The organism is Undibacterium sp. RuRC25W, assembly GCF_049339825.1.
Taxonomy (GTDB): domain Bacteria; phylum Pseudomonadota; class Gammaproteobacteria; order Burkholderiales; family Burkholderiaceae_D; genus Undibacterium.
This window is the reverse complement of record NZ_JBMPPD010000056.1, coordinates 1-14580: the sequence shown is the minus strand read 5'-3', so window position 1 is coordinate 14580 and position 14580 is coordinate 1. Positions and strand designations below refer to the sequence as shown.

Sequence of the window (14580 nt, the reverse complement as noted above, 5' to 3'; positions counted from 1 at the left end):
TTACACAACAGGAGATTGATCACGCCATGAAAAGACTGAATAATCGACCAAGAAAAAGATTAGGATACCTTACACCCAATCAGGTATTCTTCAAAAATACGCTTGCACTTCAAAATTGAACTCGCGCGATACTAAAACGTCTCCTCGCGGAAAAATGATTTCATCATTAAATCAAAAAAAAATGTAAATCAAAGTCGTGATTTTATGATTGATAAAAGGATTTTTATTTGTCTAGCTGCTATCGACTGGTGCTGTTAAAGTCGAACTCCAATCAATGATCGCGACTAGGTAAGTACGATAGTTACCATTCACCAAGAACCCATATTCTGGATAAAAGCTAATCCTGATGGTTGTGTCGCCACCAATATGTTCATTAATTTGAATACCAACCAGTTATCCATTTTTGGTGACTGGCAAATGCAGAGTGGAAGAATTGGCACTATTCAAAACTTTGCTAGTAATCAGCCAATGGCATCGCCTAATTCTGCAATATTCATCCTTCTCAACGTTCTTTGAAATAACATCGTCGGCTATTTGACACGACACCACTTGATGCTTAATCGTTGTCACTTACCAAGTTAGTTCCAATGCATTCAGTTAAATGACCTCGCTTATTCATCAATCTGAATCTTGATCGAACCCGGTTTACACGATACGAGTACGAGGCGCGACATGGGGAAAGGCTCCCAGTGTGAAAACCGTAATTCATGATACGTGCGATCAGCAGGTAAGCGATCGGGTAAACCGATCCTATTGATGATCTGGCGCCACTCAGGAAGGGTCTCTAACAAATGCTTTCCTCGTAGTTTTGTCAATGCTTCTAACTCACACCAAGCAGCAAGAAGTTGCTCGGAAGTGACCCCAGTCGCGCATGATGCACCAAATAACATCTGCGATCGAAACAATTCATTCCCTGTTGGACGCAATTGCTCCAAATCTATTCCTATCTGGTGTTGAGAACTCATCGCAACAGCGATAGCACCATGGCGATGTGAAACAGAACATTGCGTTGGATAGGAGCAAACACGCGGCTGACCTGTTGTTTGCTCAAACGTTATCGTTTTAGGATCGATATCCAGATGGTTAGCCAGTAGCAAGCGGAGTGCAACCCGTGCGGCAATAAATTCTTGGCGTTTATTTAAGCGAGCGATCGTTGTTGCACGATGAAGTTCTGCCGCAGATAAATATTCAGTTCGGTCATATAGCTCTGCGGTAGATTCACGGCCAAGAACCCAAACGGCGATATCACCGCCGTTCATAGAAGGTGGCTTAATGGACTTCACATCCACCTTCACGAGTCATTGGTAATAGTGCCTGAAAGACGTCATCAGGCATCGTACGCAGAACTCGTTCTTTAGCAGAAAGACAAACCAGCTTTGCTGTAATGATACAGATACAACCCGTATCATTTGCAATTGTTGTATCCCACACAGAGTATGCTTCACGTAGCTGTTTTATCCCACTCGTCACCGTCAGCCTTTGACCAAGAAATGCTGGCTGCACATAGCTAGCATTCATTGCGCGGACCACGAATAGACAATCATTTTCTTTCTCTAAGCTTAAAAACGGCAGGTCGATATCAAGCAATAATCGATGCCGACTCCGCTCAGCTTGTTCGATATAGCGCCCATGATAGACAACGCCGCCGGCATCGGTATCGGCATAACTCACCAGCCATTCCATCGTTGAACCTGACTTCATGCAGGCACCACGACAGCTGAAAAATGATCACCGCTCACTGACGTATAAACAACAAGCGTAGCCCCTCCAGTTTCTGTGGTCGATACGTTACCTCTTACCGTCTCAGTTGCAAGCGCAAGCAATAACGGCAAAAGTGCAGAAAATGCATGCCCATAGACTGGCGTAGGATCTAATCGCTGCGGCTGGCAGTGTCCAAATACAGATAACAGTGCATTTTCTTGCGCAGCATGGCGAAGCGGATTGCCTTCGTGAGCCATACAAACACGACGGATGGATTGCGCATCCAGGCCTGCATCGTTCAATGCTAAAGTCATAGAGCGAACAATGCCATTGCCGTCTGATGAAACAGAATGACCCATGCCGTCTTGCACTAAGGCGTATCCAGCCACTTCGGCAAGAACCTGACGCCCACTAGCAAATGCACTCTCTTCGCTTTCCAGCAACAATGCTGCCGCGCCTTCACCAAAAACATAGCCACTTGGTAAGCCATCATTGATCTCCTTCGAATGCAGATTCAAATGACATCCTAATGAGATTAAATCTGGTGTCAGTTCATCGGCACCAAAAGTGATAACACGTTGTTGACGGCCAAATGCCACTAATTGCATCGCATAACTTACCGCTGCGGCCGAACCGCATAGGGTCGTGTTAAAACCCTTGATACCATACGCAATCGATACTTGTCCTGCTGCTGCATTCATGGTGGTCATTGGAAAGTGGGTGGCACTCGCAAATGCTGTTCCATCCACAAAAACGCTCTCCATAAATTTCTCTAATGAACGATGTGCGCTATATGTGACGCCGCCAATTAATCCATTTCCTAACGGATCGTGCATTAGCTCTTGTTCTAATTGACTACTTTCAACCAACTCCCCGACTGCTTTGAGCGCAAATTTAATCATCGGTGAAGAGCGAGCAAAGGGTCGTAGCTTACCATTGAGTGTCAATGGCCCAATTCTTGTTACATTGCACGCATTATCGTTATCCCACGACATCATGGAGGAACCCGAGACGATAGGGGCCAACCAATCTACACGAGTAACGCCACCCGGTAAATGTAAGCCATATCCAGTCATGAAGACGCGTCGACGTTGGGGTAATGGCGGCGTGCACTCTCCAATGCGACGAGAGACGATAATTGACGAGTTATTGCCACCAAATCCGTAATTGTTGCAAATAAATGTCTCACAAATACCGGGTCGAACCTCATTGGGAATGTAATCAAGATCAGCACATCCAGGGCGTGTCCCTTTAAAATTAAGAGTCGGTGGCAACATGCCTCGTTCTGCCAATAAAACGGTCAATAGCAATTCTAAAATACCGCTGGCACCCAACGTATGGCCAAGAAACGATTTTGGCGAGCTAGTTGGTGTACCCTTACCAAAAATACGTTCAGTAGCGAATGATTCTGGGATATCGTTGGCGTCAGTACCTGTACCATGTGCAGAAACATAATCGATGTGAGAAGGTTTAAGACCCGCATTAGCCAAAGCACCGCGCACCGCAGCCTCGATACCACGTCCTTCGAGGTCAGTTGCTGTTTCGTGATAGGCATCACCAGACAGCGCATACCCCAGCAATTCTGCACGAGGTTCAATTCCACGCTGGCGCGCACTTGACAGTCGTTCCAATACCACTGCACCAGCACCTTCGCCCAACGAAATTCCTGATGGTGTTGAAAAGGGTGCAGCGGGTTCCTGGCTCATCGCGCGCAAGCAGTTAAATCCAGCAACAATAGATTCTGATACGGTATCAGTACCAACGACAATGACTACATCCGCGCGATCCTGACGTAATAGATCATATCCCATACCGAGTGCGGTATTGCTTGATGCGCAGGCTGAAGAAACGGTCATTCGGATTCCTCGTGCTTGCAACTCCTGACACACCAAGATCGCAGCATGATCAGTCAGCGCCGCTTTTACCGCTTGCGGAAAAATGAGATCTATCCGTTTTGCGAGAATATCTTTGAAAATTTTCTCAATATGTTGAATACCGCTGTGCGAGGTTCCCACGACGACGGCAAGTCTATCCAAGTTGACTTGATGTAAATTAAGTTGCGCAGCTGCGACTGCGTCACGCACACAAGCAAGTGCAAACCAAGCACCGCGATCAGCCATTTGCAGTATCTCAGGCGAGAGTCCAAATTCAGTATCATCCGGCGAGAACTCTGAGACAAGATCGCTGACTAAGTCACTCCCGTCAAAGCTCGTGGCATGCGAAATACAACTTGCTCCAGAGAGTATCGCCTCGGTGAAACGACGTTCATCACGTCCCATCGGTGTACAGATACCAATGCCAGTAATAACAACTGCATGAGAAGAAGAGTGTTCAATAGACATAAATAAAATGCATTTTCTAACGTTTAAAACCACCATCGACTTTGATCGTTGTACCCCGTACGTAGCCCGGACGTAGCAGGAACGAAACTGCTTCGGCGACCTCTCCGGGTTGTCCCATCCGATTTGTCGCAGTTCCCTTCAAGATATGTGCGTACATGTCCGAACTGAGTTCACTCACCATGTCTGTTTCAATAAAACCAGGTGCGACAGCATTGACTTGCAACCCCTGCGACGCATATTTACGATTCAACAAATGCGTAAAACCAATCAAGCCACCTTTGCTCGTGGCATAAGCGACCTGACCTTCTTTACCAACAATACCCGCCAGTGAGGCGATGTTGACGATCATTGGTGTTGGACTTTTTAATAAGAAAGGTAAGGCTGCTGCCGTTAAACGCATTGTGCCAATGAGGTTTGTGTTGAGCACACGTTCATACCGCGCTGATTCCATCGACAAAAATGAACCATCATCAGTCATGCCAGCATTATTGACTAAGGCATCGAGACGTCCACAAGCGTCGACGACTTGTGCAGGAAGACGCTGGGCTGACTCTTTATCGGAAAGATCAGATTGAAATAATTGAAAAACATATCCGCGGCTTTTCCAGCGCTCTTCACATTTTTTTGCTGCACTTATATCACCACGAAAGCTGACCGCAATTTGCCACCCTTGTGCAGCGAGATGCTCTGCAACACTCAGGCCAATGCCACGTGTTCCTCCAGTAATCAGGACTGTTTGCTTCATATTTACCTAGATATTAAATTCGGCCATTCCAATGCCGATTGGCAGTACCATCCCTGCGATCGGCAGATTTGGTACTTCACTAAGAGTGCAGATTGTAGTGGCGATATCGTTCACAGCAATAGGTTTAAATTTGAGCGCAAATGCCTTTAAACCGTCACGAGCGTCCTTCCATTCGCTCATTGGTAGCTGCTCAGAATATGCCTGAATAGAGATAGCGTTGATCTTTACACCCAACCTTGCCACCTCTTTGGCGACGCTTTTTATCGCTGCAATTCGCGCTTTTGACGCAATCGAAGAAACAGGAATAGGTACATAATAACCAGCGCTATCTTCCTGTATCACCACCCAGATAATGCCGCGTCCAGCGCGTGCCAGAAGTAGAGAAAATGCTTGCAATTCGCGTAAGAACCGAGGTAAATCGTCGCTCAACTGACTGATCAGTTCCTCAATAGATCCGTCATGGTTAAGTAAGCTAAGTTCATCTTTTAGTTGGAGATTAAAGACGATACAATCCGGTGTAGCGCGCGTAGCAAACCAATCTTCAAGCTTTTCAACAGGGTCTTGCGCGACAACAAGTTCACTTCCTGGTATCGCCAACTCTGATTGATTTGCAGTACGTGTATGCAGTAAGACTTCGTGTCCGACTTCAGAAAAATTGTCCGCTAATGCCATACCCAAATGGCTATCGGCATCCATAATCATCGCTCTCATTTCTGCCCCCCCTGAAGGAGACCGATCGCATAGAGCCAAGACGCAGATTCAAGCGCCATCATACCCACCCGTGTCACACCCGGAACGATGAGGCCTCTTGTCAATGCCACATCGAGAGCACGAAAAATGGCCGCCGCAGGCGCGTTACCTGTTTCATTTCCGATATAAAACTGTTTAGCATCTAAAGGATGCTGCTGGTTAAGCTCCATCAGTGCACCGTTCGCCTGTGGAACGATGAGTAGGTCAATGTTATCGACAGAACCTATATGCGATAAAAATTCATGCCGCATTACTTCAACAACATGGGGAAGTGCCACCTTCATGGAGCGATGATCGTGCACGGGGGTTCCGTGCTTAAGATTAAAACCAGTCTTCAAACCAGTGAAGCGGGATGTGACATTCAAAAAATCGATGTCTAGACCAACTAAGCCGCTTTTACGATCTGACTGCCGTTGAAGAATCATCGCTCCCGCACCGTCGCCAAACACTGCGGCATTCATGACTTGCTCCGTCTGCGGATCTTCCTCGTGTAATAGGCGACTATAAAATTTATCAGAAACGAAATCTGCACCGCACACCAGCACACACTCGCATTGTCCTGCTTGAAGCATCGCTTGTGCGACTTTTAATCCTTGCATGCTGGCTGCGCAACCACCACGAATATCAAGAATTTGGCACTGCTCGATGCCCAACCTTTTCTGGAGCTCAAATGGAAACGGTGGTAGTTCATGATCCGGTGTTGATGTCGCCGTAATGATAAGATCAACGCTAGCGACGTCAAGTTCAGCACGGCGCAACGCTGCTTCGCTTGCACGCGCGGCCATTTCTAAGCAATTTAGACCTTCTTCTATAGGTAGTCCAGTTTCTGGAGATACTGCGAAATAGCGACTATCAATGCCAAAAAAGCGCATCATCGTGCTTACCGGAATATTCAAAATCTCTTCGAGACGCGCATTGGTAATAGGCTCGCCGGGAGAATAGGAGCCTAGCCCGACAACGCTGATTGGTATCAAATTCTGAATAGTCATCGACGGCTCCACGTCAACATGTCCGTTTTGCTTTCTCTCATAGTTATGCAAATTCATGATTGCTTTGTTGCAGTCTGATCATAATGTAATTGGTCAATCGGCCCAATGATATGCACGTCTCTTCAATAAATTTTTTGTTAATTTCTTCAAACTTAAAGCCAAATTTTCTTTCTATACCGACCAATAAATCTAAAACATCAACGGAGTCCAAACCTAATTCACTTTCGTCCAGCAACAATGCATCGTCTGATATTTTTTCTAACGTCAGGCCCATTTCAGCGAGTTCGAGACGATCAAGTAAAAGGTCTTGCTTGACGTATTGAAGAATGCTTTCTTTTGTCCATCGTGTATTTATCATTTGATTTTCCTTCAGGTTAAATTAATCGGCATTAGACATCTGATGCAGTACTATTTCGGCGCGTGAACAACGTGTTTCTCCCACATAGACTGCGCACTTGAAATGATCTATATGTGACGCTTTAAGATTAACGGTAAGCTCTCCCGGTATCCGGCGTGCTTCGATACGAATCTCATCACCAGGACGAACCTGGCGATTAAAATTAGCTGTATGAATTTGAGACAAATAACCTTGCTTCATCTGACCTGCTTCGTAATTCATCCATAATCGACAAAGCTGTGCCATTGCCTCTAATAGCAGGACACCAGGTACTATTGGCTCATCAGGAAAATGACCAGAAAAATATTTTTCACTCGCATCGAAATAACGATAGCCAATTATTTTTTCGCCATTAGGTGCTAAGGTGGCGCGGTCAACAAATAGAAAAGGTTTTTCTTGACGCAGATAACTATCTACAAAAATCGTTTTATTCATTTTTTCATCTCAAACTTCAACATAAACACGTAATTTACCTTGCGCTACTAATTGACTATCACAAGTCGCTGCGATGCCTAGCGTGTAGAAAGGGTGACTTATTTGTAAGAGGTTTGCCTGCAAACGAAATGGTGCCGAAGATAAAGGTGGCGTAAAACGCATCTCTTCGAAACCAACAACGTAACCACGACGTGTAGGCAGTTGTGACATCACCAAAAAACTGCAGGTCTGTGCCAGCGCCTCAAGTACCGCATAGGTCGACAAAACATCTGGAGACAGAAAGTTATCCTTATTACATCTAGACATCCATGCGACGATACTCCCTTGTTTTTGATCAAAACTCTCTACGTAATCAACAAAACGAAATGGTGGTTTTTGCTTCAGTGCCGCAACATCTGGCACCAACGGCGATAATTGAATAGGGTGACTCATTATTTTTATCAGTTATGAACATTAGATATGAACATCTGTCATTTCACGCTTAGAAATAACGAGATTGACAGGCGTCAAGGGGTGATCTCCATGAATAAACTGGCGCTGCAATATGCTGGTCGTCAGCATCATCAGTACTGACTGACTATCTGCGTTAGACAATTGTTCGGATGGTGTTTTCCTATAACGTTCAAGTGCTAATGCGGCATAATCAGAATCGAGCCAGTCTAAATCCGTCAAGGAATCAACATTCAGATACTCATCGATAAGTTGCTTGCCACTTTTTGATTTAACAAATTGAATGTCGGGAGACAAATAAGATTGTTTTGCTCTGGCAATGATGGTGTCGGGGAGATGTTCTCGGTAGGCGTCCCGCAAAATATATTTTTCCTGTAACTCACTCGTTAAACACCAATCATCTGGAAGTGAGAGCGCAAAATCAACGACATCGTTATCCAAAAAAGGAGAGCGATTTTCAATACCATGCGCAGCAAACATCCGATCCCCCTGCGAAGAGAGCAAATACCCTGAAAGGAGCAACCGATACTCTATCTGACGTGCGCGCTGGTTCGGATCCAATCCTATTAACGTAGGCTGAGTTTGTTGCCACCGATCGTAATATTCATCGAGTGTCATCGGTCTACGAAGTAAACGAGTCGACAGCCGATTATTACTAAAACGAAGTAGATGTGAAAACAAAGGATGTCCGGCTATATCATGTCGTTGCACGCTAAGACGAACCCTCGCCAGATCAGTCGCACCCCATTTTTGATAAAGAGAATACAAGTGCTGAAAGCTATCCGCTGAGGGATTTAAACGAAGCTTTACCTCCTTAAAGAGGTCATATCCAAGAAATGCTTCATCGGCACCTTCGCCAGTTAATACTGCCGATATGCCAGCCTGCTTCACTGCTTTACCCAGAAGCCACATGGGCACTGGTGCAGTACAATGAAGGGGCGTTTCAGCATGCCAGACTGCTTGGGGCAACGCTTGTGCAATTGTCTGTTCATTGACGCAAAGACTTTGATGGGACAAACCGCAGTGCTCGGCCATCAACCTCTGCATTGAAGACTCATCAAAACGCGCCTCTTCAAATCCAACCGAAAATGCAATCTTGGCCCCATCAGACTTTGTCACTGTTTCGGCAGCGACGATTCCAGAGTCAAGTCCACCACTCAATAGCAAACCTAAGCCTTTATCTGTTCGATGTCGTAGCTGCGTCGCTTGTCCCAGAATCTGACGCAACTCTGCGCAAGCATCCGCGTAAGTACCCTGATAGGTTTTCTCAGCAATCGGTAGGCGAGCAAACTGGCGAAAAGAAACCTCGTCATTTTTCCATTCTAAAACTGTACCCGGCTGCAACTCCTGCACATCCTTAAATACAGTCTCACCACCAATCAGAGCACCTGCGAAAAATGTTTCAGACAAGCCGAGGGGATTAAACTGAAATCGAAAACCCTGTAAGCCAAGAAATGACTTTACTTCCGAAGCGAAGCTCAACCTATCTCGCTGACGAACGTAAAAAAGAGGACGCTTCCCATAACGGTCACGTGCCAGTAAAAGGCGACGCTCTAAACGATCATAGAAAGCAAGTGCGAAAGCACCATTAAAGCGCCGCAGGGCATCCGTTCCCCAGGTGATCAATGATTTGAGTACTACTTCTGTATCACAATCACTTTCAAAGTGATTGTGAAAAGTAGTGAGCTCATGACGAAGGCTACAGTAGTTATAAACCTCGCCGTTATATACCAACCAATAGCGACCTGTTAAATCGCTGTAGGGCTGACGCCCATTTTTTTGATCCATCATCGCCAAACGACTGTGCCCTAAAGCACAACATGTATCGTAAGCAACGTCAATACCATCAGGGCCGCGATGTGCTAGATGACGCACCATGGATTCTACTTGCTGAATCAACTGGGCGCGTTCACCAGAAGTTTGAATCAATCCTGCCAAACCGCACATATCGTCCCTTACGCATAAAAACAAACTACCAACGTTGCTATTGCCGGCAGGAATTATAGACGTTAAGAAACTTACCAAGTCGCTATGTAACTTTTTATTTCATACTTTATCTTTTAATTACAATTTTGTGACATCAATACATCAAACAAAAAAATACAGAACGGCATTAGGCAATCTTAACCATGTTGGCTTTCATGCGTATTAGGCCTAATGCTCTCACACACACATTGAGATCATAGATCAGAAAAATTTCTACTTAGCTTCAATAGCCTTAGCCAAAAATCGAATTGACTCTGCATTACCGATGCGCAGTCCTCTATTTTCTGCGGGGGTGTAGCTGCATGATTTTGCGATGCGAAGTGCTTCTGTATTGAGATCTTCTTTATCACTCTCCCACTGAACTTTGGCATCAACGACTTTGCCCTTGTCAGAGATATACACACCAACGACGAGACCAGAACCATATTCTTTGGGATCTGCAATGCGAAGTGTTTCTGAAGGTTGGCAGCTACTAACATCGAGCAGCCCTGGACTGATATAGCCCGGGTCGAACATCCACTTATAGCGAACTAAACGCGCACTTGGGATCCAGTTTCCGGGAGGGAGTACCTGGCAACCAACAATTGCATGCATAACGGTCATATCGAGCATTTTCCAACCGCTACTTCTGAGCAATTCAAACGAATCAATTTTGCCGTTTTTATCGATCATCAATTTCAAGATGGTGTCACCGTGTAATCCAAAGCGTTTAGCCGGCTCTGGATAGTCTGGTACTGCACAAGTTTTTTTGATGTCGAAAGTAACGTCGTTCTTTTTTGGGGAATCCGTTCCATTGTCGCCAGCTCCTGAAGAATCAACCACGGCAGAAGCGGGAGATGATTTAAGCACCTCTTGCGCACTAACTGGCTGTACGAGGGTCGGGGCAATAATGAGACAAAAGGCTGATCGCAAAAGCAGCGAATGGATTCGCTTATGCATATAAACAAGAGGTGAGCGTATGTAAAACAGTTGTTTTTTCATTGCAGGTCATTCCAAGACAAATAATCAAAATGAAACAGATAAAAATAATAACTTAAAAAGATAAATTAACATCTTTTTAAGTTTGCAATTAAGAAATATTCTATCGCCGTGTGACTTTTTGGTGCCTTGTCACATGCGTGTCATTCTTTCGCCTTTTACCTAGATAGGATGATTTGCTGGCACAATATTGGATGTTTGTTTTGCAAGCGAGTCCATAGTTACGGTAACCTTGACATAAATGCAGCTACTCATGCGCTTGTCGCTTTTGATTTGACGTCGCCAAGCAGATCAAAGCACTAAGTGAGTGATAGCTGAGCAGCGCCTATCAATTCTTCTGCCAGCACGGCGGGAATCGTTTTTCCCAATCTGAAAGTCAGTATGTTAAAAATTAAATTATCCTTGTTGAGCCTCGCATTGGCGCCATTGTTTGCCTCGGCACAAGTTACGCAGATAGCCCCCGCGGCTCCGAATGCGCCATTAAGCAATGCGCAGGAAACCATGCCTTCATTGATGAAGTTCAGTCTGGAATCCGTGAAGATGCCAGGGAATGAAAAAATGGGACTGTTGGGCGGTAACTATTTACTCGAACTCAGCCAAGATGTGTTCGTCGGTCCAGCGGTATATGGCTCAGTCAGCGGTAAACGTGGTGGATTATTTGTTGGTGGTATTGAGGCGACATGGCGTAAGCGCTTGGCGTCCTCCCTCACCATTGAACCTGGTATTTATGTCGGTGGTGGCGGCGGTGGCAGTGCGGGAGTTGGTGGCGGGCTGATGGTGCGTCCACACGTTGACCTGCTGTGGCACACCAAGGGTTCTGCATATGGGCTGTCGGTATCTGAAGTGCGTTTTCCGAATGGACATATCAACAGTAACCAGATTGGTCTGGTGGCTAGTTTTGATGAAGACTTCACCTTTACGCAACCAGGTCTGGGTGGGAAATCGTTATTGAGTTCACAGCGTGGCGGTGTGGGGTTTGATCGCATTATGCTCAATGTTGGCAACTATAACCCACGTTCAAGCTCGGTCAAACTTGATGGAACAGCACCTGGCAACATCGGTTATGCTGGCTTCCGCGCTGATCAATTTTTAAACGAAAACGTCTTCTGGGGCCTGGAAGCGGGGGCCTTTGCCCGTGGCACTTCTGACGGCTATGCCGAAGTACTAGGTGCTGTTGGCGTTGAGTATCCAGTGCTCTCTGATAAGCTCAAGGTTGGCGCGGTCGCAGCGCTAGGTACTGGCGGCGGCGGCCGTATTGACGTCGGTGGTGGCGCGCTGGTCAAGGGTGGCGTGTATGCGCATTGGCAAGTCACCAAGTATATCTTTGTCGGTCTGGAAGCGGGCATGGCTGACTCACCAAATGGTAATTTCAAATCACGTTATGAATTATTGCAAGTCGGCTTACAACTCGATAGCGCAAATCGTTCTTCATCAGGCAGCGATATCCGCTCTATCCGTGATGCCGAATGGGCATTGGACGGCGCTGATTACCTGAATGCTGCACGTAAAGGCGGAGCAAAGCAAAGTCTGCAAACCATCGGCTTTGTGATGAATCGTGATATTTCTGATTCCGTGTATTTGTCCGGACAAGCGCACAGTGCACTCAAAGGTAATGCGGGTGGTTTTTCTATTGGTCTGGTGGGATTGGGTCTACGCTCACCAGAAATCACTCATGGGATTTCATTTGGCGTTGAAGGTCTAGTTGGTGCCGCAGGCGGTGGCGGTGTTGATTCTCAAGGTGGTGCTATCGTACAAGCAATTCCCTATGCGAATGTCGCTCTGGGCAAACACGTTGCACTGCGCATCGGTGTTGGTCGCGTCCATTCTTTGAAGGGTGAATTTAATTCTACTGTCGCGAACGTCGCCTTGGCCGTACCATTTGGCTTGCCTGGTCGTTAATCTCAGTAGTCATCCTCAAGCGGATGCTGCTGCGTTGGCAGCATCCGTTATCAACAGTCTTTTCTACCGTCTCACGACGCCCGCCTGTCTTCTCTGCTCTTCTCTTTTGCAAATCGCTATCAGGTTATGCGTCATCATATTGTTGAAATCACCTTACTGAAATCACGTCGCTGAAATGACGTCTCCAAATTGAGCTATGTTAAACTGACGTTCTTAGCTTCAGATATATTAACTCTGGCTTTACCGGATCTAGATACAGATAAAAATGACAACAGCAACCGAAATTAATCAGCTTTTTCCGCGCCCACTATGGCAATGGTTTGAACAAATTTGCGCGATTCCTCATCCTTCAGGACACGAATCGGTACTCAGTGCGTTTATTCAGAACTGGGCCAAAGAGCATCACCTGCCAGTGATCGTTGATCACGTAGGTAATCTTATTATTCGCAAACCAGCAACACCTGGGATGGAAGACCGCAAAATCGTGGTCATTCAGGCGCATCTGGATATGGTTCCACAAAAAAACGCCGACAAAGTCCACGACTTCGTGACTGATCCGATTGATCCATGGATCGACGGCGACTGGGTCAAAGCCAGCGGTACCACGCTGGGTTCTGATAATGGTATTGGAATGGCGTCTGCACTCGCTATTTTAGGCTCAGATGAGATTAAGCATGGCCCGCTCGAAGTGTTGCTGACTGTGGACGAAGAAGCAGGAATGACTGGTGCTTTTGGTTTGCAAGCGGGCATGCTGAACGCGGAAATTCTGATCAACACCGACTCAGAACAAGAAGGTGAAATCTACATGGGTTGCGCTGGTGGGGTTGATGCTGAAATGACCGTACCTATTCAATGGCAACCGGCGAATCAACAACATCTGACCATGACGTTGAGCATGTCAGGACTTAAAGGTGGTCACTCAGGCGTCAATATTCATCTGGGACGCGGCAATGCCAATAAACTCATCGCCCGCTTCCTGGCAGGTCACGCGACAGAATTGCAGCTTGCGTTGAATGAATTCAACGGCGGTTCTTTGCGTAATGCGATCCCCCGCGAGGCACACTGCACGTTCACGATCCCTGCTGATCAAGTTGATTTGCTCAAGCAACGTGTTGCCCAATACCAAGGCATGTTACAAGCAGAATTATCCGCGACTGAACCAGCACTAAAACTGACGCTCACCGATGCACCAGCAGCGACGCAGACCATGGTAAGTCACACCCAGAAACAACTCATCAATGTGCTTAACACCTGCCCAAATGGCGTTATCCGCATGAGTGATGCGATTGTCGGTGTCACCGAAAGTTCATTGAATGTTGGCGTAGTCACAACCAAAGCAGACAGCGTGAGTGTCTTATGCCTGATCCGTTCACTGATCGACAGTGGACGTGAAAATATCGAAAGCACGCTGCAATCCTTGAGCGACCTAGCCAGTGCAAGTATCGCTTTCTCTGGTTGCTATCCAGGCTGGAAACCAGACACCAGCTCTCCTGTGATGGCGATCGTCAAAGCAACGTATGAGAGCATCTATCACAAAGAGCCTGAGATCATGGTGATCCATGCAGGTCTGGAATGCGGTCTGTTCAAAAAGCATTACCCACATCTGGATATGGTCTCGATTGGACCGACGATCCGCTTCCCGCATGGTCCGGATGAGATGGTCAATATCACGACGGTAGGTCAATACTGGACACTGTTGTTAGCTGTGTTAGAGCGGATTCCTGCTAAAGCATAATCAGCACGGCACATCATCGCTCACAAATAAAAAAGGGAGTCGCTTGTGAAGTGAACCCTTAAAGTTGGACGGCTTTTACTACGTTTTACCGGCCTGAGTTCTGTACTGTACAGGACTCAGGCCGTTTAGTTTTAACTTAATCCGGTCATGGTTGTAATAACGAATATATTCAT

Annotated in this window: 14 protein-coding genes and 1 pseudogene; 3 read left to right on the top strand and 12 right to left on the bottom strand. The window is 46.4% G+C overall.

Going from position 1 to position 14580, the window contains the following annotated elements; translation table 11 throughout:
- Positions 1 to 119, top strand: a pseudogene (locus tag ACO0KV_RS17895) (IS30 family transposase); the annotation flags it as partial.
- Between the two features lie 492 nt (positions 120 to 611).
- Here the strand turns inward: ACO0KV_RS17895 and ACO0KV_RS17890 are convergent.
- From ACO0KV_RS17890 to ACO0KV_RS17840, 11 genes are all read right to left on the bottom strand, one after another.
- Positions 612 to 1283, bottom strand: coding sequence for a 4'-phosphopantetheinyl transferase family protein (locus ACO0KV_RS17890; protein ID WP_423044446.1), 672 nt, complete (start codon positions 1281 to 1283; stop codon positions 612 to 614).
- Positions 1270 to 1701: an acyl-CoA thioesterase gene (locus ACO0KV_RS17885; RefSeq protein ID WP_423044444.1), complete on the bottom strand. Its 432-nt coding sequence runs from the start codon at positions 1699 to 1701 to the stop codon at positions 1270 to 1272. The genes ACO0KV_RS17890 and ACO0KV_RS17885 overlap by 14 nt, the downstream gene beginning before the upstream one ends.
- On the bottom strand, positions 1698 to 4043 hold the full coding sequence (locus tag ACO0KV_RS17880; RefSeq protein ID WP_423044442.1) for a beta-ketoacyl synthase N-terminal-like domain-containing protein: 2346 nt from the start codon (positions 4041 to 4043) through the stop codon (positions 1698 to 1700). Before ACO0KV_RS17880 ends, ACO0KV_RS17885 begins: the two co-directional genes overlap by 4 nt.
- 16 nt (positions 4044 to 4059) lie before the next feature.
- A complete protein-coding gene (locus tag ACO0KV_RS17875) occupies positions 4060 to 4788 on the bottom strand; it encodes an SDR family NAD(P)-dependent oxidoreductase (protein WP_423044440.1) in 729 nt (242 codons plus the stop codon).
- Positions 4789 to 4794: 6 nt separating this feature from the next.
- Positions 4795 to 5499 (bottom strand): hypothetical protein, encoded by a 705-nt coding sequence (locus ACO0KV_RS17870; RefSeq protein WP_423044438.1) that lies wholly within the window; start codon positions 5497 to 5499, stop codon positions 4795 to 4797.
- A complete protein-coding gene (locus ACO0KV_RS17865; RefSeq protein WP_423044436.1) occupies positions 5496 to 6527 on the bottom strand; it encodes a 3-oxoacyl-ACP synthase III family protein in 1032 nt (343 codons plus the stop codon). Before ACO0KV_RS17865 ends, ACO0KV_RS17870 begins: the two co-directional genes overlap by 4 nt.
- Before the next feature lie 43 nt (positions 6528 to 6570).
- Entirely contained in the window at positions 6571 to 6885 is a 315-nt protein-coding gene (locus ACO0KV_RS17860; RefSeq protein ID WP_423044434.1) for a phosphopantetheine-binding protein, read from the bottom strand.
- A gap of 21 nt (positions 6886 to 6906) precedes the next feature.
- Entirely contained in the window at positions 6907 to 7359 is a 453-nt protein-coding gene (locus tag ACO0KV_RS17855) for a 3-hydroxyacyl-ACP dehydratase FabZ family protein (RefSeq protein ID WP_423044432.1), read from the bottom strand.
- 9 nt (positions 7360 to 7368) lie between these two features.
- Complete coding sequence (locus tag ACO0KV_RS17850) at positions 7369 to 7791, bottom strand: hypothetical protein (protein WP_423044431.1); 423 nt, start codon at positions 7789 to 7791, stop codon at positions 7369 to 7371.
- 21 nt (positions 7792 to 7812) lie between these two features.
- Entirely contained in the window at positions 7813 to 9756 is a 1944-nt protein-coding gene (asnB, locus tag ACO0KV_RS17845) for an asparagine synthase (glutamine-hydrolyzing) (RefSeq protein ID WP_423044429.1), read from the bottom strand.
- 252 nt (positions 9757 to 10008) lie between these two features.
- Positions 10009 to 10776, bottom strand: a complete 768-nt coding sequence (locus ACO0KV_RS17840) for a TonB family protein (RefSeq protein WP_423044427.1) — start codon at positions 10774 to 10776, stop codon at positions 10009 to 10011.
- A gap of 378 nt (positions 10777 to 11154) precedes the next feature.
- Here ACO0KV_RS17840 and ACO0KV_RS17835 point away from each other — a divergent pair, with 378 nt between their 5' ends.
- Together ACO0KV_RS17835 and ACO0KV_RS17830 are read left to right on the top strand one after the other, a co-directional pair.
- Positions 11155 to 12672 (top strand): hypothetical protein, encoded by a 1518-nt coding sequence (locus ACO0KV_RS17835; protein WP_423044425.1) that lies wholly within the window; start codon positions 11155 to 11157, stop codon positions 12670 to 12672.
- A gap of 265 nt (positions 12673 to 12937) precedes the next feature.
- On the top strand, positions 12938 to 14407 hold the full coding sequence (locus ACO0KV_RS17830; RefSeq protein WP_423044423.1) for an aminoacyl-histidine dipeptidase: 1470 nt from the start codon (positions 12938 to 12940) through the stop codon (positions 14405 to 14407).
- 78 nt (positions 14408 to 14485) lie between these two features.
- On the opposite strand, the gene ACO0KV_RS17825 is transcribed toward ACO0KV_RS17830, so the two are convergent.
- On the bottom strand, positions 14486 to 14580 hold a 95-nt coding region (locus ACO0KV_RS17825; RefSeq protein WP_423044148.1), incomplete at its 5' end, for an IS3 family transposase.

What these genes read in the sequence shown, in the direction of transcription:
- ACO0KV_RS17885 (WP_423044444.1), bottom strand. Translation starts at nt 1,701, where the DNA reads ATGAAGTCAGGTTCAACGATGGAATGGCTGGTGAGTTATGCCGATACC.
- ACO0KV_RS17880 (WP_423044442.1), bottom strand. Translation starts at nt 4,043, where the DNA reads ATGTCTATTGAACACTCTTCTTCTCATGCAGTTGTTATTACTGGCATT.
- ACO0KV_RS17865 (WP_423044436.1), bottom strand. Translation starts at nt 6,527, where the DNA reads ATGACTATTCAGAATTTGATACCAATCAGCGTTGTCGGGCTAGGCTCC.
- ACO0KV_RS17870 (WP_423044438.1), bottom strand. Translation starts at nt 5,499, where the DNA reads ATGAGAGCGATGATTATGGATGCCGATAGCCATTTGGGTATGGCATTA.
- asnB (WP_423044429.1), bottom strand. Translation starts at nt 9,756, where the DNA reads ATGTGCGGTTTGGCAGGATTGATTCAAACTTCTGGTGAACGCGCCCAG.
- ACO0KV_RS17830 (WP_423044423.1), top strand. Translation starts at nt 12,938, where the DNA reads ATGACAACAGCAACCGAAATTAATCAGCTTTTTCCGCGCCCACTATGG.
- ACO0KV_RS17840 (WP_423044427.1), bottom strand. Translation starts at nt 10,776, where the DNA reads ATGAAAAAACAACTGTTTTACATACGCTCACCTCTTGTTTATATGCAT.
- ACO0KV_RS17875 (WP_423044440.1), bottom strand. Translation starts at nt 4,788, where the DNA reads ATGAAGCAAACAGTCCTGATTACTGGAGGAACACGTGGCATTGGCCTG.
- ACO0KV_RS17855 (WP_423044432.1), bottom strand. Translation starts at nt 7,359, where the DNA reads ATGAATAAAACGATTTTTGTAGATAGTTATCTGCGTCAAGAAAAACCT.
- ACO0KV_RS17835 (WP_423044425.1), top strand. Translation starts at nt 11,155, where the DNA reads ATGTTAAAAATTAAATTATCCTTGTTGAGCCTCGCATTGGCGCCATTG.
- ACO0KV_RS17860 (WP_423044434.1), bottom strand. Translation starts at nt 6,885, where the DNA reads ATGATAAATACACGATGGACAAAAGAAAGCATTCTTCAATACGTCAAG.
- ACO0KV_RS17850 (WP_423044431.1), bottom strand. Translation starts at nt 7,791, where the DNA reads ATGAGTCACCCTATTCAATTATCGCCGTTGGTGCCAGATGTTGCGGCA.